The organism is Roseateles sp., from assembly GCF_965262435.1.
In the GTDB taxonomy this organism is placed as follows: Bacteria; Pseudomonadota; Gammaproteobacteria; order Burkholderiales; family Burkholderiaceae_C; genus Paucibacter_A.
Genome location: NZ_OZ253537.1, coordinates 292,438 through 313,857 on the forward strand (window position 1 = coordinate 292,438; position 21,420 = coordinate 313,857).

The following is a 21,420-nucleotide window of genomic DNA, read 5'->3' on the forward strand; positions in this document are numbered from 1 at the left end:
AGCAGGGGCCGGGTTGATTCATGCAGAGCTTCCCTAGTTTGACGTCGTACCATGCAGGCCAGCCACCCACCCTAGGAGCACTCATGGCCGACACCAACAGCTTCAGCAAATTTGTCCCGGGTTTCGACTTCCTGCAAGGCCTGGTCAAGAACGCCGGCGCGGCCCTGCCCGGCATTGGCCAGTGGGTGGCGCCGACATTGAACCCTGAGGAGCTGGGCAAGCGCATCGAGGAATTGCGCACCGTGCAGTTCTGGCTGGAACAGAACGCGCGCATGCTGGGCGCCACCATCCAGGCCCTGGAAGTGCAGCGCATGACCTTGTCGACCCTCAAGTCCATGAATGTGCCCCTGGCCCAGCTCAGCGAGGCGCTCAAGGTGCCGGCGGCGGAGCCCACGGGCCTGGCCAGCTGGCCGGCCGTTCCACCGGAAATTCTCGCAGCGGCCAGTCAAGCGACCGCTGCGCCAGCGGCCAAGCCGAAGAAGGCAGCCGAGGCGCCGGCGCCCAGCATGCCCGTGGTCGACCCCATGCAGTGGTGGGGCGCTCTGAGCCAGCAGTTCACCCAGCTGGCGGCCACGGCCATGAAGGACAGCGCCACCGATGCGGCCAAGAACCTGGCCGGCAGCATCGTCAAGCAGTCTTTCGACGCAGCCGGTGAAACCCTGCGCAAGGCGGCCACTGTGCCCGGCGCCATGGCCGGCAGTGCGGTCGGCCTGGTGGCCAAGAGCCTGACACCCAAAGCACCCGCTGCGGCCGCCCGCAAGACCGCAGCCAAGGCGGCGCCGGCCCGCAAGCGCAAGCTCTGAGCGGGCCGATGCAGCCGAGCGTCGACCCGTCGCAACGCAGCCACGCGCAGGCTCGCCTGATCGCGGCCCTGTCAGCCGAGCTGCCGGCGCACGCCCTGCTCTGGCATGGCGAGGACACGGCGCCCTATGAATGCGATGGCCTGACGGCCTACCGGCAACGCCCGCTCGCCGTGGCCTTGCCGGAGAACGAGGCGCAAGTCGGCGCGGTGCTGCGCATCTGCCAGCGCCTGCTGGTTCCGGTGGTGGCGCGGGGCGCCGGCACCGGTTTGTCCGGCGGGGCCATGCCGCATGCCCAAGGGCTGACCCTGGGTCTGGCCAAGTTCAAGCAAATTCTCGAAGTGAACCCGGTGGCGCGCACCGCCCGTGTGCAATGCGGCGTGCGCAATCTCGCCATCTCGGAAGCGGCGGCCGTGCACGGCCTCTATTACGCGCCCGACCCGAGCAGCCAGATCGCCTGCACCATAGGCGGCAATGTGGCGGAAAACTCGGGCGGCGTGCATTGCCTGAAATACGGCCTCACCTTGCATAACGTGCTTCGTGTGCGGGGCTTCACCATGGCCGGCGAGGCCGTGGAGTTCGGCTCGGAAGCGCTCGATGCGCCAGGCCTGGACTTGCTCAGCCTGGTGCTGGGCAGCGAGGGCATGCTGGCCGTCATCACCGAGGTCACCGTCAAGCTGACGCCCAAGCCCCAGCTGGCGCGCTGCATCATGGCCAGCTTCGCCGATGTGCGCCAAGCGGGCGCGGCCGTGGCAGCCATCATCGCGGCCGGCATCATCCCGGCCGGTCTGGAGATGATGGACAAGCCCATGACGGCGGCGGTGGAGGATTTCGTCCATGCCGGCTACGACCTGGAAGCCGCGGCCATCCTGCTGTGCGAGAGCGACGGCACGCCCGAAGAGGTGGCCGAGGAAATCGAGCGCATGCAGGCCGTGCTGCTGGCTCACGGTGCAACGCAGTGCCAGGTCAGTGCCGATGAGGCGCAGCGTTTGAAGTTCTGGAGCGGGCGCAAGAACGCCTTTCCCGCCTCCGGGCGCATCAGCCCTGATTACATGTGCATGGACTCCACCATCCCGCGCAAGCGCCTGGCGGACATCCTGCTGGCCATCCAGCAGATGGAGCAGAAGTACCAGCTGCGCTGCGCCAATGTCTTTCATGCCGGCGACGGCAATCTGCACCCGCTGATCCTGTTCGACGCGCGCGACCCCGACCAGCTGCGTCGCTGCGAAGCTTTTGGCGCCGAGATCCTGGAGACCAGCGTCGCCCTGGGCGGCACGGTGACCGGCGAGCATGGAGTCGGCGTGGAGAAGCTCAACTCCATGTGCGTGCAGTTCTCGCCGGCCGAGCGCGAGCAGATGTTCGCGGTCAAGCGCGCCTTCGACCCAGCCGAGCTGCTCAACCCGGGCAAGGTCATTCCCACCCTGCATCGCTGTGCCGAGTACGGCCGCATGCATGTGCAACGCGGGCTGCTGGCCCACCCCGAACTGGAGAGGTTCTGAGTCATGCTGGGCGAGTTCCAGGAACGCATACGCAGCGCCGCCGCACAAGGCGGGGCGCTGCAGATCCAAGGCCAGGGCAGCAAGGCCTTTTATGGTGAGCTGCCAAAGGGCGAGCTGCTGGACGTCTCGGCCTTCGCCGGCGTCAGCAGTTATGAGCCCAGCGAGCTGGTGATCACGGCCAAGGCGGGCACGCCGATCCGCGAGCTTGAGGCCTTGCTGGCCGAGCAAGGCCAGCATCTGGCCTTTGAGCCACCCCGCTTCGGTGGCCGGGGCACGGTGGGCGGCATGGTGGCCAGCGGTCTCAGCGGCCCGACGCGCGCCAGCCAGGGCGCGCTGCGCGAGCATGTGCTGGGCCTGAGCCTGCTGAACGGCCGGGCCGAGCTGCTGAACTTCGGAGGCACGGTGATGAAGAACGTGGCCGGCTACGACGTCTCGCGCCTGATGGCCGGCTCGCTCGGCGTGCTGGGCCTGATCCTCGAGGTCTCGCTCAAGGTCATGCCGCAGCCGCTGGCGCGCGCTACTCTGCGCTTCGAGCTGGGCCAGAGTCAGGCGCTCAACCAGCTCAACCGCTGGGGCGGCAAGCCCTTGCCCATACAGGCCAGCGCCTGGTGGGACGGCGCCCTGCTGCTGCGCCTGGCCGGCGCCGCTGCTGCGGTGCGTGCGGCCCAGCAGGAGCTGGGCGGCGAGCCCATCCCCGAGGCCTTGGCGCAACCGTTCTGGGACGGCCTGCGCGACCACAGCGACGAGTTTTTCGCCGGCGCCGAGCGGGCCGTGGCCGGTGGCGCCACGCTCTGGCGGCTGAGCCTGCCGCAGACCGCGCCGGCCCTTCAGCTGCCCGGCGAACAATTGATTGAATGGGGCGGCGGGCAGCGCTGGGTCACTACGCCCCTGCCGGCGGCGCAGATGCGCGAGGCGGCGCTGGCAGTGGGCGGCCATGCCAGCATCTTCCTGTGCCGCGACGCACACAGGCACAGCGTTTTTGCCCCGCCCAGCGAAGCGCTCTTGCGCATCCAGCGCGGGCTCAAGCAATCCTTCGACCCCGACCGGGTGTTCAACCCCGGTCGGCTCTACCCCGAACTCTGAGCCGGCGCGCCCGCATGCAGACCACGCTTTCCGCCGAATTTGAGGGCACACCCGAGGGCCGGGCTGCGGTCGACATCCTCAGCCACTGCGTGCATTGCGGCTTTTGCACCGCCACTTGCCCGACCTACCAGCTGCTCGGCGATGAACTCGATGGCCCGCGCGGCCGCATCTATCTGATCAAGCAGGTGTTGGAAGGCGCGCCCCCCACGGCCGCCACTCAGCTGCACCTGGACCGCTGCCTCAGCTGCCGCAGCTGTGAGAGCACCTGCCCTTCGGGCGTGCAGTACGCCCAGTTGCTGGAGATCGGGCGGGACATCGTCGAAGCCAAGGTGGCCCGTCCGCGTGCCCAGCAAGCCGTGCGCTGGCTGCTCAAGGAGGGGCTGACTTCGCCCGCCTTCGGCCCGGCCCTGAAGCTGGGGCAGGCGCTGCGACCCCTGCTGCCGGCCGTGCTGAAGGACAAGGTGCCTAGCCCCGCGCCCGCCGGGGCCCATGACTGGCCGACCCGCTCCCATGCACGCAAAATGGCCTTGCTGCTGGGCTGCGTACAGCCGGCCATGGCGCCGAATATCAACAGCGCCACCGCCCGGGTGCTGGACGCCGCCGGCATCCAGACCCTGGTGGCCGACAGCGCCGGCTGCTGCGGCGCGATCCGCAGCCATCTCGGTGATCATGCCGGCGGCCTGGACGATATGCGCCGCAATATCGACGCCTGGTGGCCGCTGGTGCAGGGCCTGACCGAAGCCGGCCCGATCGAGGCCCTGGTGATGAATGCCTCGGGCTGCGGTGTCACGGTCAAGGACTATGGCCGCGCCCTGGCGCACGACCCGGCCTATGCCGACAAGGCGGCCCGTGTGAGCGCCGTCACCCAGGACTTGAGCGAACTGCTGCCCGGGCTGCTGCCCTTGCTCAAACCACGCCTCAAAGCTCGCCCTCAAGCGGACGGCGGCACGGCACGCGCCAAGCTGGCCTACCACCCGCCCTGCACGCTGCAGCATGGCCAGCGGCTGCGCGGTGAGGTCGAGGCCGGGCTGCGCGAGCTGGGCTTTGATGTCCAGTTGCCCAGTTGCGACGCCCATCTCTGCTGCGGCTCTGCCGGCACCTACTCGGTCTTGCAGCCGGCTTTATCGAAACAGCTGCGAGGTCAGAAGCTGCAGACCCTGGCGCCCCTGCATGCCGACACCATCGTCTCGGCCAATATCGGCTGCATCCAACATCTGCAGAGCGGCACGCGCACACCGGTGCGGCATTGGATCGAAGTTCTGGATCAAGCGCTGGCATGAGCACCGCCCGGCGGGCTCTTGCTGCGCGCGAGATGTGCGCAGAGCGCGCAAACTCGGGCAAGTACCGAGACCACTGCGGAACCAGTGTTTCCACAATCAGCTCCTCAATGCAGGAGGGTGGAGCCCTTGTACGAAGTAAGCTCCCAGCCAGCCAGCCCGGCCACAAGCGAGTGCAGCCAAGCACTTTGACACAGCGCTCCAAATATTTCTGCCGAGCCAGCCAGCCACAAGCGAACAGACCGGGTATCCCAGGGGGATCCCGGTCTTTTCTTTTTGATCGACCCCCTACCGAAGGCCCGCTGCGGGGCCAGTGAAAGCCGAGTCATCATGTGGACTGGATTGCTGTTTGCCCTCGGCGCCGGCCTGATGTGGGGCTTGGTCTTTGTGGCTCCGCTGCTGATGGCGGACTACCCGCCGGCCCTGTTGGTGGCCGGTCGCTACCTGGCCTTTGGCGTGATCGCCCTGCCTCTGGCCCTGATCGACCGGCGCAGCCTGCAGGGGCTGGCCCGCACCGACTGGCTGGAGGCCTGCAAGCTCAGCGTCATCGGCAATTTTCTCTACTACCTGTGCTTGGCGGCTGCCATCCAACGCGCCGGAGCGGCGCTGCCGACGGTCATCATCGGCACGCTGCCGGTGGTGATCGCCATCAGCTCCAATCTGCGCGATCACCGACGCGACGGCCGCCTGCCCTGGCTGCAGCTGAGCCCGGCCCTGGCCCTGATCGCCGGCGGCATCGCCTTTGTCAACCATGCCGAACTGCAGCGGCTGGCCCTCGGCCTGGAAGCCGGTCCCGAGGCCCTGCAGCGCTACGCCCAAGGTGCGGCGCTGGCGGTGGTGGCCGTGGCTTGCTGGACCTGGTATCCGATCCGCAATGCCGACTGGTTGCGCGCCCACCAGGAGCGCAGCCCGCGTGTTTGGGCCACGGCTCAGGGCCTGGTCACCCTGCCCATGGCCTTGCTGTGCTTTGCGCTGCTGGGGCTGCTGCCGCGCGATCTGGGCCTGCTGCCCGCCGGCTTCGAGCTGCCGCTGGGGCCGCGCCCCATGGCCTATCTGGGGCTGATGGCAGCCATCGGCCTGTTCTCATCGTGGATCGGCACCCTGTGCTGGAACGAGGCCAGCCAACGCCTGCCGACCAGCTTGGTCGGGCAGCTGATCGTCTTCGAGACCCTGGCGGCCCTGGCCTATGCCTTTGTGCTGGCCGGGCGCTGGCCCTCGGCGTGGACCTTGAGCGGCATCGCCTTGCTGATCGCCGGCGTGATCCTGGCGCTGCGCATCAAACCGCAGCCCAGTAGTGCCTGATTGCCGGCCTCTAAGTCAAAGCTTGGGAATACGGATGCGGCTCACCATCAGCGAGCCCGACACCGCATAAAGCAGCACCAGCGGGTGCAGGTAGAAGCCACCCAACTCCAGACGACCCAGCCACAGCTGATCACCGATCGCGCCCTGCGCTGCGGCGGCAGCCAGCACCATCACGAGCACCAGTGAGGTGGGGATGGGCGTGCCTTCGAAGTACTTGACCTTGTCGCCACCTTCGCTGAGTGCCTCGGCCGTGATGTTGAAACGCGCCAGGCGCGACACGCCGCAGGCCACGAAGAACACCAGCACGATGCGGTCATAGAGACCCTGCATGCCGCAGCCGTAGGCAATGGCTGCGGGCGCCACGCCGAAGGAGATGATGTCCGCCAGGGAGTCGAGCTCGCGGCCCATGGCCGAGGTCTGCTGGCGCCAGCGCGCAACGCGGCCATCCAGCACGTCAAAGACCAGGGCCACCGGAATCAGGGCACAGGCATAAAAAATGTGCACGACCGAGCCGGTCTGCAAATAGCTCATCACCGCGAACAAGGCGCCCATACCGGCGAAGGCGTTGGCCAGGGTGAACCAGTCGGCGAGATGGAACTCGCGGATCATGGCGAAAGGTTTGGGTCGGTTCATGGGCAGAAGCATAAGGGAAGGCGCAGCGCATCCCGTGACAGACTCGGCATGGGCTACAGGACAGGGCCTGGAGCGCCCCCTGTTCAGCGCGGGTCAGCGCGCGTCTTTTTGCAAGACCGAGGCCGATACCGTCGTCGGGCCCTTCCAGGCCTTGCGCACCAGGTGGACGAAGAGCAGATGCGGCGGCATGCGCAGCCAGTGGCCTCGGATGTAGAGCAGCTTGCGGCACAGCGGCGTGGCCCAGTCGCGGGTGCTGGCGTGCTGGGGGCGCAGGGTGCGGCTGTAGATGAAGTCCAGCGCATGTTCGGCCAGGCCGCGGCTGCGCTCAGCCCTGAGGGCGCGCAAGGCGGTGTCCGGCACGGGGCAGGCCAGGCACTGGGCCAGGTAGCGCAAGGCCAGGCGCAGCGGCCCCTGCAAGTCCATGAACGCGGCCCGAGCCACCAGCGCATCCCAGAACTGCGGCTCGGCCGAGAAATGGCGAAGCAACAGGTCCAGATCGCTCAGATCACGCAGCAAATTGTCCGACTCCCCCTCGTGGAACAGATGGCAAGCGCTGTGCAGCACCATATCGGTGGGCTGCAGCATGCGCACGCCAGGCCAGCCGGGCACCTCGACGCTGTCGCGGATCAGGGACTGAGCATCGGGCTTGAGCCGGGCCGTGGGCGGCAGGATGGTGTGGTGCACATCGAGCGCCGTGCCGCGGTGCATCTGCTGCATGGCCGGCAGCTCGTGCATCCATTCGCGGTAGTAGCGCTGGTCGTAGGCGTCGAGCTTCTCGCCAATCCAGCCGGTCAAGATCAGCGCCGACTCGACCTCGCCGATGCGCTCGCGCGGCACCAGGATGTCCATATCGGCAAACACCCGGCCACGGGCCGCCGGCAGCCCGGCCACCACATAGGCCGCGCCCTTGAGCAAAATCAGGGGCAGGCCTTGCTTTGCCAGGGTGTCGCGCAAAAAGCGGGTTTCATGTCGAACCAGCAGGTGCTGGCGCTCGGCCATCACCGCCGCCGACTGCATGTGATTGCGTGCCCGTTCGGGCACTTGAGCCAGCAGCTCGGCCGCCTCCAGACGCCGGTACAGACGGCCCAGCAAGTTGGCATGGCGAGCTTGGCGCACCAGCAGATCCCAGTCGAGGGCCCGCAGTCCGACGATGCGGCCGGGCTCCAGCAGAATGTCGCGCAGCAGGCTCATGGCAGATTCAGGCACCTGGAGCATCGGTACGACCGGCGGTGGATGCAGCCAATTGATCAAAGACCTGCATGGCTTCTTCCAAATCGCTGTACTCGAAGCTGAAATGCTGGCAACGGTCCACCAGCTCACCGACGGCGCGGAAGCCCTCGGCCGCGAGGATGTGATAGTTCATCGCATTGTCGGCAATCTTCATGAAAGCCTCGCCGCGCGGCATCGGCGTGAGCCGGGTCGCGGCGCCCGCCCGGTAGCGGGGCAGCACCATCCAGGCCGGCCAAGCCGGCTCATCGACAGCCTCAACGCTGGCCTGCGGCGCTGCCATCAAGGCCACGGTGCCCTTGGTCGTGTCATAGACCGGCGCGGTGAAGCGGGCCTGCGGCGCAAAGCGCTGGATCACATCGATCGAGGCATTCTTCAGATTGACCGGCCGTGCCATGCCCAGCATGGCGCCGGTGTCCAGGCGGATGATGGCCAGCTCATCGGACAGAAGGCGCCAGCCGCGATTCACCAGGGCCGCACACAAGGTGCTTTTCCCAGAGCCGGGCGGCGCCGGAAGTATCAAAGTGTGACCATTCCGCGCGACAGCCGCGGCGTGCAGAATCAACACATGGTTGCTGTAGGCCGTGATGCACCAGTTCAGGCCCCATTCGATCATGGCCACGGCTTGGTCGCGCGGCAGCGGCGTGAAGGGCTCAACCCCATCGACCGTGAACAAGGCCTGCGGTCGGATCCAGCGCCGCAGTCCGCGACCCGCCGTCACGTCCACGTGGAAGTCCATGAATTCATCCGGGCCGAGCAGCCGGTGGTGCGCATAACTCTGCGCTATTTCGGCAACGATCTCGCCCAGGTCAGATCGCAAGCAACAATGGAACGGGCCGGTGGCGATGCGAAGGCCGTCACCTTCCAGCGCTTCACGCAACTGGGGCAAGGTCAGCTGATCAACTCTCATGGTCGCCGCTCGTCAGAAGCCCAGCAGCGAGCAAGTTGTCCAAAGCCTCATGGACTTCGGCCCGGCAGCTCTCTACGGCCACATCAGGCTCTTCCTCATGAACCCGTTGTGCCAAGTCAAATTCAGTCAAGCCTTCAGGATGCGCCGCCAGCTGTTCGAGCAAAAAAGTGCCCAGGGGTGAAACCAGCTTGGTCTCCGCGCTGTCCAGGTCAAAGAAAAGGCAGCCGTCTTCGTAAGGCTTCCAGATCAACTGCTTGGGTCGCAGCGAAAACCTGCAGCTCAGGCCGCATTCGGCGCCATCCTGATTCACAAGGAACTAGCGACTTGCGATCAGACCGAGAGTCCCGTGAGGTACTTGAAGTAGGTCACCACCTCGGCACGCGACCAAGTCACCACAGGTGCCGTCACGGCGGTAAAGCGGCCGGCGCCTTCGGTGTCTTTCCACATCTTCTGCACCAAACTCATGTACGGGAACTGGTAGCCCCCATTGACGATGGATTGCAGATAAACCGCTGCAGCCAAGGCGCGGCTGTCACTGTTGGCGTTCGACAGGCAGAACAGGGACCAGAAAGTGGTGTTGTCCGAGCCGCCAAAAACGCTGGCAAACGTGGTCGATTTGGTAACGTCAGTACCGGAAAACTTGTTGGTCTGCACGTCAACCGCAAGCTTCCAGCCTGTGGGTTTCCGGCCAGGAGCGGCGCAGTTGTAGCTGCCGGTCTGACTGAAATTGCCCGAAGCCGTAAAACCGGAAGGCAGCTTGCAATTGCAGGCCAGCACCGGCGTCGAAGTCAGCGCCAACAAGGCCGGCGCTGCTGCGAGGCCTCCACGCAACAAGCGACGACGGCTGCCTGAAGGCACGGGACCGGCAACGGGGCTGGCCTCGGGGGAGGCTTGGCTCACTGGCTGGTTGTCTTCGAAGTTGTTCACGTTCTTGCCTCTGTTTCAGTGCGGTGCTCGCGGAATACTCGCCGGCCAGCAGTCTGACCTGCCGACCCGTCCGTCGCGCGAGACCTGGAGTGTCGCAGACGGCTTGCCCGATTGACCTGCAGCCAAGTCCATCAAAGCAAGCGTATGGTAGAGGACTCTGTGACTGCCCCAAATGACACCTGAGCCCTCAATCCGGGGGGGTCATGGCTACTTTTGGACACAAAATCGCGAGATCGTGAAAAGTTCCTTTCGGCGAAACTCGGCTGAGAGTGCCCAATAGAGCTTTGGGGCATCTCAATGACCTATCGCGCCCCTTCGAAGCAAGAGCCTAAGAGGCGGAACTTGATGAGTGGCACTCGTACGTTCTTCCAATTTTTGATCTGTATCGCGCTGATGTCGTCCGCCACCGTGTGGGCGCAGCCGCCTGCCTCGGCGGCGCCAGCCGAGCCCTTGACCGTTCTGCTTGAGCCTGTGCCGCCCTTTTCCTACGAGGACCCCTCGGGGCAGCCGGCAGGCTACGCCGTGGAATTGATGCAAGAGCTGCTCAAGCGCACGGGCCATGGCTACAAGGCAGAATTCAATTCCTGGGCACGGATCTATCAGCGCGCCCAATCCACGCCGCGCGTCCTGGTGGTCAGCATGGCGCGCCTGGCCGAGCGCGAGTCGGCGTTTTTCTGGATTGGCCCGACCGCCGCGCGTCGGGTGTTTCTGTACCGGCTCAAGTCACGACCCGAGGTCAACCCGACCACGCTGGAGGCCGCCAAGGCCTACAAGATCGCCGTGGTTCGGGAAGATGCCGCGGAGCGTGACCTGGTCGCCCTGGGTTTTGAACTGGGCAAGCAACTGGACCGCAGCCCCGACCACGCGGCCATGCTGCGCAAGCTTTTCATTCAGCGAGACGACCTGGTCGCTTTGAACAGCACGGTGGCCGCGGCCGTGACCGGCCAGTTCGGCTACGACTACAAGCAGATCGAGCCGGTGCTCAAGCTGTCCGAAAACTCGCTGTTCATGGCCCTGAGTCGCAGCAGCGGCGAAGGCTTGCACCTCCAACTGCTGCGCGCCTGGGACGGCATGAAGCGCGACGGCACGGTGGCGGCGATCGCAGCACGCCACCCTTTCGTGGTGCTGGACTGAGCCCGACTCAGCGCCCAGCTCAGAGCGCGGCCGCCTTGAAGCTGTCGCAGGCCTTCAGATCGCCACTCTCCAGCCCGCGCTTGAACCAACGCACCCGCTGCTCGCTGCTGCCATGGGTGAAGCTTTCGGGCACCACCGTGCCTTGAGCGCGCCGTTGCAAGGTGTCGTCGCCGATCTGCGCCGCCGCATTCAAGGCCTCCTCGATATCGCCCTGCTCCAACCAGCCCTTGCTGCGTTGCGAGTGGAAGGCCCAGACCCCTGAATAGCAATCCGCCTGCAACTCCAGGCGCACACTCAGGGCGCGGTAGTCTCGCTCACTGACGCGCTGACGAGCACGATCCAGCTTGGCCGTCGTTCCCTGCAGATTCTGCAGATGGTGACCCACCTCGTGGGCAATCACATAGGCCTGGGCAAAATCACCGGGCGCGCCCAAGCGCTCGCGCAAGGTGTCGTAGAAGCTCAGATCGATGTACACCTTGCGGTCCGCCGGACAGTAGAACGGGCCCATGGCGGCTTCGCCCGTGCCGCAGCCGGTGGGGGACCGGCCCGAGAACAGAACCAGATGCGGCTGCTCATACTGCTGCTGGCCGCGCGCGAAGTAGGCCGTCCAGACATCCTCGGTGTCAGCCAGCACGGTGCGCACAAAGCGCGCACCCGCATCCTGAGCCGGCGGCCCGCTGCGCTGCGCGGCCGGAGCAGCGACCGGCAACTCGCCGCCACCACCTTGCAAGAGCCCCAGGACCGTCAAGGGATTGATGCCCAGAGCCCAGGACACCAGCAGCGCCAGCACGATGCCCCCGAGGCCCAAGCCACGCCCACCAGGCATGCGCCCCCCGAGGCCACCGAGGCCCGCGCTGCCGCCGCCACCATCAGCCCGACGGTCCTCCACGTTCTCGCTTTCGCGCTGGCCTTCCCATTTCATGGCGCACTCCCGCTGCCCCGCCCGGCCCCGCGCCAGTCGTCAGCTTGCATCCTAGCCTGAGCCTCTTGCAGTCTGTCGCATAAACCTTGGCCACCAGCCGGGCCCTGCCGACACTGGCCACCAAGCCCACGCATCCCACGGAGACAGCTCATGCGCCTCAATCGCCACACCCCCCTGCTGGCCCTGTTCGGTCTGACCTTGGCCTGCAGTGCTGCCCTGGCCGGCCACGGCCAGGACGAGCAGGATTGGAACCTGCGCCTCAAGAAGGAAGGAAACGGCTGGAGCCTGAACTTCAGCAGCACCCAGGACTACGGCAGCGGCAGCGCGCGCCTCAAGGGTTCGGGAGCTTGGGTGGAGAAGCAGCGCAGCGTCGCCGCCTTCAGCAAGCTGCGCTTGGAGGGACCCCTCGATGTGCGCTTGAGCCAGGCCAGCGGCGACAGCGTCAAGGTGGCGGCCGATGACAACATCGAGCCCTTGATCGAAACCCGGGTCGAAGGCGACACCTTGGTCGTGCGCATCCAGAAGGACGCGGGCTTCCGTACCCGCCAAGCCCCTGTCATACGGATCGAGAGCAAGAACCTACAGGCCGTAGCGCTCGAGGGCTCGGGCGATCTGCAGCTGGACCGATTCAAGGGCGAGCGCCTGAGCCTCAGCCTCAATGGTTCCGGCGATGTTCGCGTCGGCCAGCTCGAAGTGCAGGAGCTGACGGCCAGCCTGATCGGTTCGGGCGACTTGCAAGTGGCCGGCCGCGCCGACACCCAGAGTTGGACGCTGAACGGTTCGGGCGATGTCGATGCCCGTGCGCTCAGCGGCCGCAAGGTCAAGGCGGAACTGAGCGGCTCGGGCGACCTGGCCCTGGGCGTGTCCGAGACTTTGGACGCCAGCTTGCGCGGCTCTGGCGATCTCAGCTACGGCGGGCGCCCGCAGTTGCGCCAATCCATCAGCGGATCGGGCGAAATCAGCCGGCGCTGAAGCGCTTTGCCCGCCCGGGCCGGCAGATGCAGCAAAATGCGGGCATCCGCCGGAGTTGCCCACTGATGACCACTGCCCCCGCGCCGCTGCCCCCGGGTCTGGCCGAAACCCTGCTCGAATTGCAGGAGCAGAGCCCGCTGCTGGTGGCCCTGTTCGACGCGCGCGATGTGCTCTGCCACGCCAACACGGCCTTCCGCGAGGCCTATTGCGTCGAGCCTGATGGTTTGCTCACCTGGGCCGACATGATGCGCGACAACCATGCGCAAGGCCATGGCGCCCTGATTGAAGCCAGTGACATCGACACCTGGCTGGCCTCGGTCAGCAGCCGGCGCGGCAAGCTGCCCTACCGGGCCTTTGAGGTCGACCTCTGCGACGGCCGCTGGCTCTGGGTCACCGAGACCACGCAAGCGCAAGGCTGGATGTTGCTGGTCGCCAGCGACATCACCAGCCTGCGCCAGGACAATCGCAGCCTGCGCCTGGCCCATGTGCGCGCCCTGGCGGCGGCCCACACCGACCCCCTCACAGGACTGAGCAACCGGCGTCACGGCATGCAGGTGCTGCAAGACGTGCTGGTGCGAAGCGAGCCCTGGCCGCTCTGCGTCGCGCTGCTGGATCTGGACCATTTCAAGGCCATCAACGACGGCCTCGGCCATGCAGCCGGCGACCGTGTGATCTGTGACTTCGCACGCCAGCTGCAGGCCAGCATCCGCCGCGAGGACGGCTGCGGCCGCATCGGCGGCGATGAGTTTCTCTTGATCCTGCCGGCCACCGGCCTGCCGCAGGCCCAGGCCATCATGGCGCGCTTGCAGGACAGGGTGCGCAAGGCCCGACCGCTGGAGGACGACGCGAGCCGAGACTCCCAGGGCTACACCTGCTCGATCGGCCTGGCCCAGGCCATCTGGGGCGAGAGCGCGACCAGCCTGCTGGCCCGAGCCGACGCCGCCCTCTACCAAGCCAAGACCGCAGGGCGCGACCGGATCTGCCTGGCCGACTGAAAAGCGCCTTGCGCAGCACGCCGTCCAGTGATTGCATCGGGCTGACGGCGTTTGCGCACGCGCCAGACGCTCAGTCAGATTCGCCCAGGAAGCCGCCGCTCTGGTGCGCCCACAGCCTGGCATACAAACCGCCCTGAGCCAGCAGGCTGGCGTGGTCGCCCTGCTCGACGATCTCGCCGCCGTCCATCACGATCAGCCGGTCCATGGCGGCGATGGTGGACAGGCGGTGGGCGATCGCCACCACCGTCTTGCCTTCCATGAGGCGGTAGAGGCTGGTCTGGATCGCCGCCTCGACTTCCGAATCCAGCGCGCTGGTCGCCTCGTCCAGCAGCAGGATGGGCGCGTCCTTCAGCATCACCCGGGCGATGGCAACGCGCTGACGTTGGCCGCCGCTGAGCTTGACGCCGCGTTCGCCGACATGGGCGTCAAAACCGCTGCGGCCTTTCGGGTCGCTGAGGCCGGCGATGAAGGCCATGGCCTCGGCCCGTTCAGCCGCCTGCACCATCTGCGCATCGTCGGCGTCGGGGCGGCCATAGAGCAGGTTGTCACGCACCGAGCGGTGCAGCAGTGAGGTGTCCTGGGTGACCATGCCGATCTGAGCGCGCAGGCTGTCCTGGGTCACGCCGGCGATGTCCTGGCCGTCAATCAAGATGCGGCCCTGCTCCAGGTCATGGAAACGCAGCAGCAAATTGACCAGGGTGGACTTGCCGGCGCCAGAGCGCCCGACCAGGCCGATCTTCTCGCCGGCGCGGATCTGCAGGTCCAGGGCCTTCAGCACCGGCTTGGTGCCGCCGTAGGCAAAGCTGACCTGCTCGAAGCGGATCTCGCCGCGGCTGACCTGCAGCGGCTGGGCGCCGTCCGCGTCGCGCACCGTCACGCCACGCGCCAGGGTGCTGATGCCGTCCTGCACCGTGCCAATGTGCTCGAACAGGCTGGACATCTCCCACATGATCCAGTGGGCGATGCCATTCAGGCGCAGGGCCATGGCCGTGGCCGCCGCCACGGCCCCGACGCCGACCTCGCCGCGCGTCCACAGCCACAGCGTCATGCCGGCGGTGCTGGCGATCAGGCCCATGGACAGCACATGGTTGACCACCTCGAAACCGCTGACCAGGCGCATCTGCCGGTAAGCCGTGCCGAGGAACTCCTGCATCGCGCCGCGCGCGAACTGCGCCTCGCGCTGGCTGTGCGAGAACAGCTTGACGGTGCTGATATTGGTGTACGCGTCGGTGATGCGGCCAGTCATCAGGCTGCGTGCATCGGCCTGCGCGCTGGCCGCTTGGCCCAGACGCGGCACGAAGTGGTACAGCGCCAGGCCGTAGCAAAGCAGCCAGCCCAGGAAGGGCAGCACCAGGATCAGATCGAAGCTGCCCACCACGCCCAGCATGGTGATGAAGTAGATGGTGATGAAGACCAGGATGTCGGTGACGATCAGCACGCAGTCGCGCACCGCCAGCGCCGTCTGCATCAGCTTGGCCGACACCCGGCCGGCAAACTCATCGGCAAAGAAGCTCATGCTCTGGCCGAGCAGATGGCGGTGAAAATTCCAGCGCAGGCGCATCGGGAAATTGGCCGACAGACCCTGGTACTTGCTCAAGGCCTGCAAGGCGATCAGCAGCGGGCTGAGCAGCAGGATGCCGGCCAGCAGGGCCAGTCGCTCCTTCTCCTGCGCCCACAAGCGGTCGGCCGGCACCTGGCTGAGAAAGTCCACGACCGAACCCAACATGGCGAACAGCAGGGCCTCAAAAGCGCCGATGCCGGCGGTCAACACCGTCATGGCCAGGATCAGGCCGCGCATGCCGCGCGTCGCCGACCAGACGAAGGGGAAGAAGCCCAGCGGCGGCTGCGGCGGCGGGCCAGCCGGGAAGGGGTCGACCCGGCGCTCGAACCAGGAAAACAGCATCAGCGAGCCAGAGCTGCGGGCGATGCGAACGGCAAGGGCAGCAGCCGGCCCTGCGACTGCGCCGGTGCCGGCACCTGCAGGATCTCGGCCAGGGTCGGCGCAATGTCCACCACCTCCACCGGCGTCTTCACCTCGCCGCGGCCCAGCCAGGCAGGACCCCAGCCCAGGATGGGCACATGCTGGTCATAGCGGTGCGGCGTGCCATGGGAGCTGCCCCCGGTGCGGGAGCTGAACAGCCAGTTGGGCTTGATGACGAACTGCACCGGCGCCGACACCTCGGGGTGCCAGGCCTTGCGCATGGCGTCCAGGAAGGGCGTGGCCGTGTCGGCGCTGCGCAGCTGTGCGGGCGTGAAGGCGGCAACGACGCCGTTCATACCGCGCAGCAGGCGGGCGGCTTCTTCATGAACATCAGCAGGCGCCAGGCCGCGGGCCGCGATCAGCTGGTGGTCAAAGAGCACGCCGGCGGCCGAAAACTTGACGGCCCAACGGCCCTCGCCGAACTTCTGCACCAGGCCCGCGTTGAGCGCCGTCATGACCAGGCCCGGATTGAGCAGCTCGGCGTCACGGCCCTGGGTCTTGGCCCAGTCCGGCGAATCCGCAAAGCCATGGTCAGCCGTCAGCATCACCAGGTAGTTGGCGCGGCCGACCCGCTGGTCCAGGTACTGGAAAAAGCCCTGCAGGTAACGATCCAGGTGCAGGAAATGGTCGTGCGAGAGGCGCGACTCGGGGCCGAAGGCATGGTTGACGTAATCATGGCTGGACAGGCTGACCGAGAGGATGTCGGTCTGCGCATCGGCGCCCAGCTGTTCGCCTTCGATGGCGGCGCGAGCGAAAGCCAGAGTCAGCTCATCGCCATAGGGCGAGGGCAGGATGTTGCCGTAGAACAGCGGGCCCGGCTTCTCGTGCTTGGCGCCCAGAACCGCCGGCAAGCGGTTGCCATTGCCGCCATTGAACTGCCAAGGCTGTCCGTCGGGCACCGAACCGGCGTAGGCCGACTCGGGCAAGAGCGGCGCCCAGGCCTTGCCGAAGAAGGCGTCAGCCGGCTTGGCGGCATTGAAATCGCGCACCCACTGCGGGTGGCTGCTCATGTAGTACGTGCTGGAGGCGAACTGTCCGTCCTCGCTCATATACATATACGCCGTGCCCTTGTGGCCGGCCGGCAGGATGGCGCCCCGGTCCTTGCCCGAGATGCCGATCACCTTGGACGCCGGCTGGCGCGTGCGCAGCACATCACCCACGGTCTCGGCGCGCAGATTGCGCGGGCTGGTGCCGGCCAGCGGGTCGGTTTTGTGATCGATGTACTGGTAGGCGGTGTCGCCGGTGTTGTAGACCGGCGCGAAGGTCTGCGCGTCGTTCCACTCATTGCTGATGATGCCGGTGCGCTGCGGGTAGGCGCCGGTCAGCATGGTGGCGTGGCCGGCGGCCGTGACCGTGTGGCCATGGGCATAACGGGCATCGGAGAACCAGGCGCCCTGGTCGAGGAAGCGCTTGAAGCCGTCGGCCTGCAGCTGCTCCCGGTAGGCCAGCACCTGACGCATGGGCAGGCCGTCCACCACCAGGAACACGACCAGCTTGGGCGGGGCCTTTGCCGCGGCGGGCGCACCGGCGGACTCGGCCAAGGGCGCGCTCGAACAAGCGGCCAGGGCCAAGGTGATGCTCAGGGCCAGGGCCGCGAGAGGAAGTCTGGGCAAGGGTGAGTGCATGGTGAGAACGTGGTGAAACAGGCCAGCGCGGAGGCGAAGAGGCGCAAGCTTAGTCGATCACGGCGGCCCCGCCGGCCCGCGCGGCGCCACGCGCGGCAGGACGATCTCGAATTGCGCCCCCTCGCCCGGGACGCTGCGCACGCTGATGCTGCCGCCCAGGGTGGCGGTGACGATGTTGTAGCTGATGTGCAGGCCCAGGCCGCTGCCGCCCTGCCCCAGTCGGGTGGTGAAGAAGGGGTCGAAGATGCGGCCGATGTTCTCGGCGCTGATGCCGCGGCCGTTGTCGCTGAAGAGCAAGCGCAGGCGCTCGCCGTCCAGGGCCTCGGCCTGCAGCTTCAGCAGCCCGCCCTTGCGGCCGTCCAGGCCGTGGACCATGGCGTTGATGATGAGGTTGGTCAGCACCTGGCCCAGCGGCCCCGGGAAGCTGTCCAGGGCCAGGCCTTCGGGCACCTCCAGGCGCAGCTCATGCTCTTCGCGGCGCAGGCGGTTGCCCAAGGTCAGGGCCACCTCGCGGCAGACCGTGGCCAGGTCGAAGACGCGACGCTGGTCCGAGGTCTGGTCCACAGCGATCTGCTTGAAGCTGGTCACCAGGCTGGCTGCCTGCCCCAGGCTGCGCACCAGCAGCTGGCTTGATTCTTCGGCCGTCTGGCAAAAGCGCTCCAGCTCCGAACGCCGCAGCGCGCCCGATTGCACCTGCTGCAAAAAGCGCTTGCTGCTGTCGCTCAAGGTGCTGGCCATCAAGAGGCTGTTGCCGATCGGCGTGTTGAGCTCATGGGCGACACCGGCCACCAGCGAGCCCAGGGCCGCCAGCTTCTCCTGCTCGACCAGCTGGTTCTGGGTGATCTGCAGGCGCCGGTAGGCCTCGGCATTGTCCAGCGCGACCGCGGCATAGGCGCCCAGGGTGCGCAGGATGTCCAGGTCTGCGGCGCCAAAGGCGCGCAGCCTGGGGCTCAAGGCGCTGATCACGCCCAGGACCTCGCCTTTGAGCATCATGGGCACATAGAGGCCCGAGTGCGCCTCGTCCGGCTCGGCGCCGCTCTGCAACTGGGCGCGCAGCGGCGCTGCGCCCTCAGGCTGCAGGACCCGGTTGTCCTGCTCCAAATCAGCCAGGTTGAGCTCGCGTGCCTGCAGCGCGCATTGGGCCGCCGGGCCGGGCCCGTCCAGCGAGCGCTGGTAGGGCTTGAAGGCCTGGCCGCGCTGCATGACGAAATCGAAGTTGATCTGGCGCGCCTGCCAGTCCACCAGGCCGACGCCGAACACGCTGCAATCGACCAACTCATTGACATGGCGGTAGAGCGTCTGCTGGATCGCGGCCACATCGAGCGAGGCGGTGATCTGCCGGCCGATCTCGCTGAGCAGGCCGATATCACGGCGCGCCTTCTCCGCCACCTCACGCTGCGCGTCGGCGGCCTGCTTCTCGCGCGCCAGCTGTTGCTGCTGCTCTTGCAGCTGCTCGGTGCGCTGCTCGACCAGCTCGCTCAGGCGCTGGCGGCTCTGCTGCAGCACGCGCACGCGCAATCGGTAGGCCAAAGCCATGGCCAGCAAGAACAGGCCCACCATGCCCGCACGCCACCACCAGCTGCGCCAGAACGGCGGCTGGACCGCGAGCTCCAGCAGCACACGGCTCTCGCTCCAGAGGCCGTCTGGATTGGCCGCCTTGGCAAGCAGGCGGTAGCGGCCGGGGTCGAGATTGGTATAGGTCGCCAGGCCCAGATCGCCGATGCCGTAGATCCAGTCGCGGTCAAAGCCCTCGAGCTTCCAGGCATAGCGCAGCAGCTGCCGCTGGTTGAAATGCAAGGCCGCCAGCTCGAAGCTGACCATGGTCTCGTGATGCGAGATCTGCAGGCTTTCGATCAGATGCAAAGGGCCATCCAGCCCCTTCAGGGTCGGCGCCCGGTCCGGCGTCGCCGCGGCGCCACTGGCCGCGGCACCAAGGGCGGGATCGACGGCACGCACCGAGCGGTTCAGGATCAACACATCGCTGAGCACCAGCTGCGGCGGCGTCGGGTTGTCGCGCAGCGCCTCGGGTTGGAAACGCAGCAACCCGGGCCCGCCAAAGTAAAGGCTGCCATCCGGCCCACGCGCCGCCGAGCCGAAAGCAAAGCCGCCGCCGAAACGGCTGCGCCCGGGGTAGAAGCGGGCGTGCCGGCGATCCGGCTGCACCCGCGTCAGACCCTGCTCATTGCTGAGCCAGATTTCGCCATTCAAGGCATCCTGGATGGCGCTGAACTCCCCCTTGGGCATGCCGGGCAGCTCGCGCCAGGACTTGATCTCCCAAGCGTCGCCACGCGCCAGCAACTGGTACAGGCCCATCTCGGTGGCCAGCCAGATCCGGCCCTGCGCATCCTGGCGCATGCCGAAGATCGGCAGCTTGCCCGGGGCCGGCATGTCGGCGCTGGGCAGCACCGGCTGGCTGAACTGCTGCTTCTCGGCATCCCAGAGCTGCAAGCCGCCTTTGCTGCCGACCCAGAGCCGGCCGTCGCGGTCCTCCAACAAGCAGTCCACCACGTCATGACTCAGACTGCCGGCCTGCCCAGGCTGACCGCGAAACACGCTGAGGCGGCGCTCGCCGTCCAGGCGGTAGAGCCCGCCGGCGCTGCCGGCCCAGACCTGACCCTGGCGGTCGCGCAGCAGCGCGCTGATGGACGCGCCGGCCGGCGTTCGGTGGCCCAGCTCCACGGCCTGGCTGCGGCCGCGCCGCGGGTCGTAGAGCAACAGGCCGCCATCGCCGCCCAGCCACAGGCGGCCATCCGGCTCGGCCAGCATGGCCTTGATGCGCTTCAAGGGCACGGCCGAGGCGTCGATGCGCTCGGTGTCACCGCTGGGCAGGTGCACGCGGTTCAGCCCGCCGCCATAGGTGCCCAGCCAGGCATGCTCGGGGCCATCGAGCAGGGTCGCCATGACCACTTCGTTGGACAGGCTGCGCGGATCGCCGGGCACCTCCAGATAGCTGCTGAAGCCGCGTGCGGCCAGGTCGGTCAGGCTGATGCCGCGGCCCCAGGTGCCCACCCAGAGCGTGCCGCTGCGGTCCTGCATCAAGGAGGCCACGCTGTCCCCGGCCAGGCTGCTGCTGACGCCCGGCAGGTGCACAAAAGACTCGCTGTGGCTCTGCCCGGCGCGCCAGCGGTGCAGCGCCGGTGAGGCCCCCACGCCAATCCACATGGCGCCGTCCTGATCGAGCAACAAGCTGTGGACCACGGCGCGCGGCAGGCGCAGGTGTTCGGGCAAGGCCTCGGGCTGAGGCGCCGAGCGGCCGTCGGCAGGAATGCGCCAGAGCTGCAGACCGGCAGCCAGGCCGACCCAGAGCCGGCCCTCGCGATCGAAGGCCAGGCGGCGTGCCAGCAGTTCGACCGGGCTGAACTGTCCGGTCGGGCTGCCTTGCAAGGTGTTGAGCTGTTGCTGCAGGCGCCCTTGCGCGTCGATGTGCACGACCCGGTGGCCTTGCGCCAGCCAGATCCCGCCTTGGCCGTCCGCCAGCAGGCTGCGCACACGCTGTTCGTCCTGCGGCTGCGCCCAGCCCTCGGCCTGCCAGCGTTCGAAACGGCCGCTGGCCGGGTCGAGCAGGAACAGGCCCATCGGGGTGGCCACCCACAGTCGCTGCGGCCCGGCCGGCGCCAGCCCCAGCACGGGCTGGTCCTGCAGGGCCAGCTCCTTGGGCATGGCGATGCGGCGCAAGCTGTCATCGCGCAGATCGATGCGGTCCAGGCCGGTGCGCGTGCCCACCCAGATCGCCTGGCCGGCGCGGTCCTCCATCAGGCTGTGCACCAGGCCATGACTGAGCTTGCCCGGCTGCTCGGGGTCGGGCTCCCAGACCTTGAAATGGCGGCCGTCAAAGCGGGCCAGGCCATTGCCTGTGCCGACCCAGACCAAGCCCCGGCTGTCCTGCAACATGGTCACCACGCCAGAGCCGGGCAAGCCGTCAGCGCTGCCCAGCTGGTTGAAGCGCAGGCCATGCAGGGCGGCCGCCTGGGCAAGACCTGGCCCCAGGACGAGCCAACCAGCCAGCAGCAGGCGCAATAGCGCGGCCTGCAAACGGCGGTACGGGGCTCGGGCGTGCATCAGCAAGACGGTCTCTCCCACGGGGCCGTGCAAGCCTAACCCGGAGGGCGGCAAAAAGACATCGGGGCAAATCG

At 67.3% G+C, this 21,420-nt stretch carries 17 protein-coding genes; 8 read left to right on the plus strand and 9 right to left on the minus strand.

Translation table 11 applies throughout. The annotated features are described in order from the left end of the window. The first annotated feature begins 83 nt into the window (after nucleotides 1-83). From ACQY39_RS01290 to ACQY39_RS01310, 5 genes are all read left to right on the plus strand, one after another. Nucleotides 84-803 (plus strand): PhaM family polyhydroxyalkanoate granule multifunctional regulatory protein, encoded by a 720-nt coding sequence (locus ACQY39_RS01290; protein WP_428503097.1) that lies wholly within the window; start codon nucleotides 84-86, stop codon nucleotides 801-803. An 8-nt stretch (nucleotides 804-811) separates the two neighbouring features. Further along, complete coding sequence (locus tag ACQY39_RS01295; protein WP_428503098.1) at nucleotides 812-2,299, plus strand: FAD-linked oxidase C-terminal domain-containing protein; 1,488 nt, start codon at nucleotides 812-814, stop codon at nucleotides 2,297-2,299. A gap of 3 nt (nucleotides 2,300-2,302) precedes the next feature. After that, nucleotides 2,303-3,382 carry a glycolate oxidase subunit GlcE gene (glcE, locus tag ACQY39_RS01300; RefSeq protein WP_428503099.1) on the plus strand — a complete coding sequence of 360 codons (1,080 nt, stop codon included), beginning with the start codon at nucleotides 2,303-2,305 and terminating at the stop codon, nucleotides 3,380-3,382. A 14-nt stretch (nucleotides 3,383-3,396) separates the two neighbouring features. Next, nucleotides 3,397-4,662 (plus strand): glycolate oxidase subunit GlcF, encoded by a 1,266-nt coding sequence (gene glcF, locus ACQY39_RS01305; protein ID WP_428503100.1) that lies wholly within the window; start codon nucleotides 3,397-3,399, stop codon nucleotides 4,660-4,662. 327 nt (nucleotides 4,663-4,989) lie between these two features. Next, nucleotides 4,990-5,961 carry a DMT family transporter gene (locus ACQY39_RS01310; protein ID WP_428503101.1) on the plus strand — a complete coding sequence of 324 codons (972 nt, stop codon included), beginning with the start codon at nucleotides 4,990-4,992 and terminating at the stop codon, nucleotides 5,959-5,961. 15 nt (nucleotides 5,962-5,976) lie between these two features. Here the strand turns inward: ACQY39_RS01310 and pssA are convergent, their stop codons facing one another. The 5 genes from pssA to ACQY39_RS01335 all read right to left on the minus strand — a co-directional run bounded on the left by pssA (nucleotide 5,977) and on the right by ACQY39_RS01335 (nucleotide 9,658). Continuing rightward, the gene (gene pssA, locus ACQY39_RS01315) at nucleotides 5,977-6,594 is read right to left on the minus strand and encodes a CDP-diacylglycerol--serine O-phosphatidyltransferase (RefSeq protein ID WP_263517847.1); all 618 of its coding nucleotides are present in this window, start codon (nucleotides 6,592-6,594) and stop codon (nucleotides 5,977-5,979) included. A 93-nt stretch (nucleotides 6,595-6,687) separates the two neighbouring features. Beyond that, nucleotides 6,688-7,785 (minus strand): nucleotidyltransferase domain-containing protein, encoded by a 1,098-nt coding sequence (locus ACQY39_RS01320; RefSeq protein ID WP_428503102.1) that lies wholly within the window; start codon nucleotides 7,783-7,785, stop codon nucleotides 6,688-6,690. Between the two features lie 7 nt (nucleotides 7,786-7,792). Then, nucleotides 7,793-8,731, minus strand: a complete 939-nt coding sequence (locus ACQY39_RS01325) for an HprK-related kinase A (protein ID WP_428503103.1) — start codon at nucleotides 8,729-8,731, stop codon at nucleotides 7,793-7,795. Beyond that, entirely contained in the window at nucleotides 8,721-8,981 is a 261-nt protein-coding gene (locus ACQY39_RS01330) for a hypothetical protein (RefSeq protein WP_428503104.1), read from the minus strand. The genes ACQY39_RS01325 and ACQY39_RS01330 overlap by 11 nt, the downstream gene beginning before the upstream one ends. A gap of 80 nt (nucleotides 8,982-9,061) precedes the next feature. Beyond that, nucleotides 9,062-9,658 carry a hypothetical protein gene (locus ACQY39_RS01335; protein ID WP_428503105.1) on the minus strand — a complete coding sequence of 199 codons (597 nt, stop codon included), beginning with the start codon at nucleotides 9,656-9,658 and terminating at the stop codon, nucleotides 9,062-9,064. Between the two features lie 450 nt (nucleotides 9,659-10,108). Between ACQY39_RS01335 and ACQY39_RS01340 the strand changes: the two genes are divergently transcribed. Next, nucleotides 10,109-10,792: a substrate-binding periplasmic protein gene (locus ACQY39_RS01340; protein ID WP_428503106.1), complete on the plus strand. Its 684-nt coding sequence runs from the start codon at nucleotides 10,109-10,111 to the stop codon at nucleotides 10,790-10,792. Between the two features lie 19 nt (nucleotides 10,793-10,811). Here ACQY39_RS01340 and ypfJ read toward each other — a convergent pair whose 3' ends face one another. After that, on the minus strand, nucleotides 10,812-11,714 hold the full coding sequence (gene ypfJ, locus ACQY39_RS01345) for a KPN_02809 family neutral zinc metallopeptidase (RefSeq protein WP_428503107.1): 903 nt from the start codon (nucleotides 11,712-11,714) through the stop codon (nucleotides 10,812-10,814). 150 nt (nucleotides 11,715-11,864) lie between these two features. On the opposite strand from ypfJ, the gene ACQY39_RS01350 reads away from it, so the two are divergent. Together ACQY39_RS01350 and ACQY39_RS01355 are read left to right on the plus strand one after the other, a co-directional pair. Continuing rightward, nucleotides 11,865-12,686 carry a head GIN domain-containing protein gene (locus tag ACQY39_RS01350; protein WP_428503108.1) on the plus strand — a complete coding sequence of 274 codons (822 nt, stop codon included), beginning with the start codon at nucleotides 11,865-11,867 and terminating at the stop codon, nucleotides 12,684-12,686. A gap of 65 nt (nucleotides 12,687-12,751) precedes the next feature. Next, nucleotides 12,752-13,681, plus strand: a complete 930-nt coding sequence (locus tag ACQY39_RS01355) for a diguanylate cyclase (protein WP_428503109.1) — start codon at nucleotides 12,752-12,754, stop codon at nucleotides 13,679-13,681. Nucleotides 13,682-13,751: 70 nt separating this feature from the next. On the opposite strand, the gene ACQY39_RS01360 is transcribed toward ACQY39_RS01355, so the two are convergent. The 3 genes from ACQY39_RS01360 to ACQY39_RS01370 form a co-directional block, all read right to left on the minus strand. Continuing rightward, nucleotides 13,752-15,581: an ABC transporter ATP-binding protein gene (locus ACQY39_RS01360; RefSeq protein ID WP_428510694.1), complete on the minus strand. Its 1,830-nt coding sequence runs from the start codon at nucleotides 15,579-15,581 to the stop codon at nucleotides 13,752-13,754. A 2-nt stretch (nucleotides 15,582-15,583) separates the two neighbouring features. Continuing rightward, nucleotides 15,584-17,275, minus strand: a complete 1,692-nt coding sequence (locus tag ACQY39_RS01365; RefSeq protein WP_428503110.1) for an alkaline phosphatase family protein — start codon at nucleotides 17,273-17,275, stop codon at nucleotides 15,584-15,586. 69 nt (nucleotides 17,276-17,344) lie between these two features. Beyond that, nucleotides 17,345-21,346, minus strand: coding sequence for a two-component regulator propeller domain-containing protein (locus tag ACQY39_RS01370; RefSeq protein WP_428510696.1), 4,002 nt, complete (start codon nucleotides 21,344-21,346; stop codon nucleotides 17,345-17,347). Between the last annotated feature and the right edge of the window lie 74 nt (nucleotides 21,347-21,420).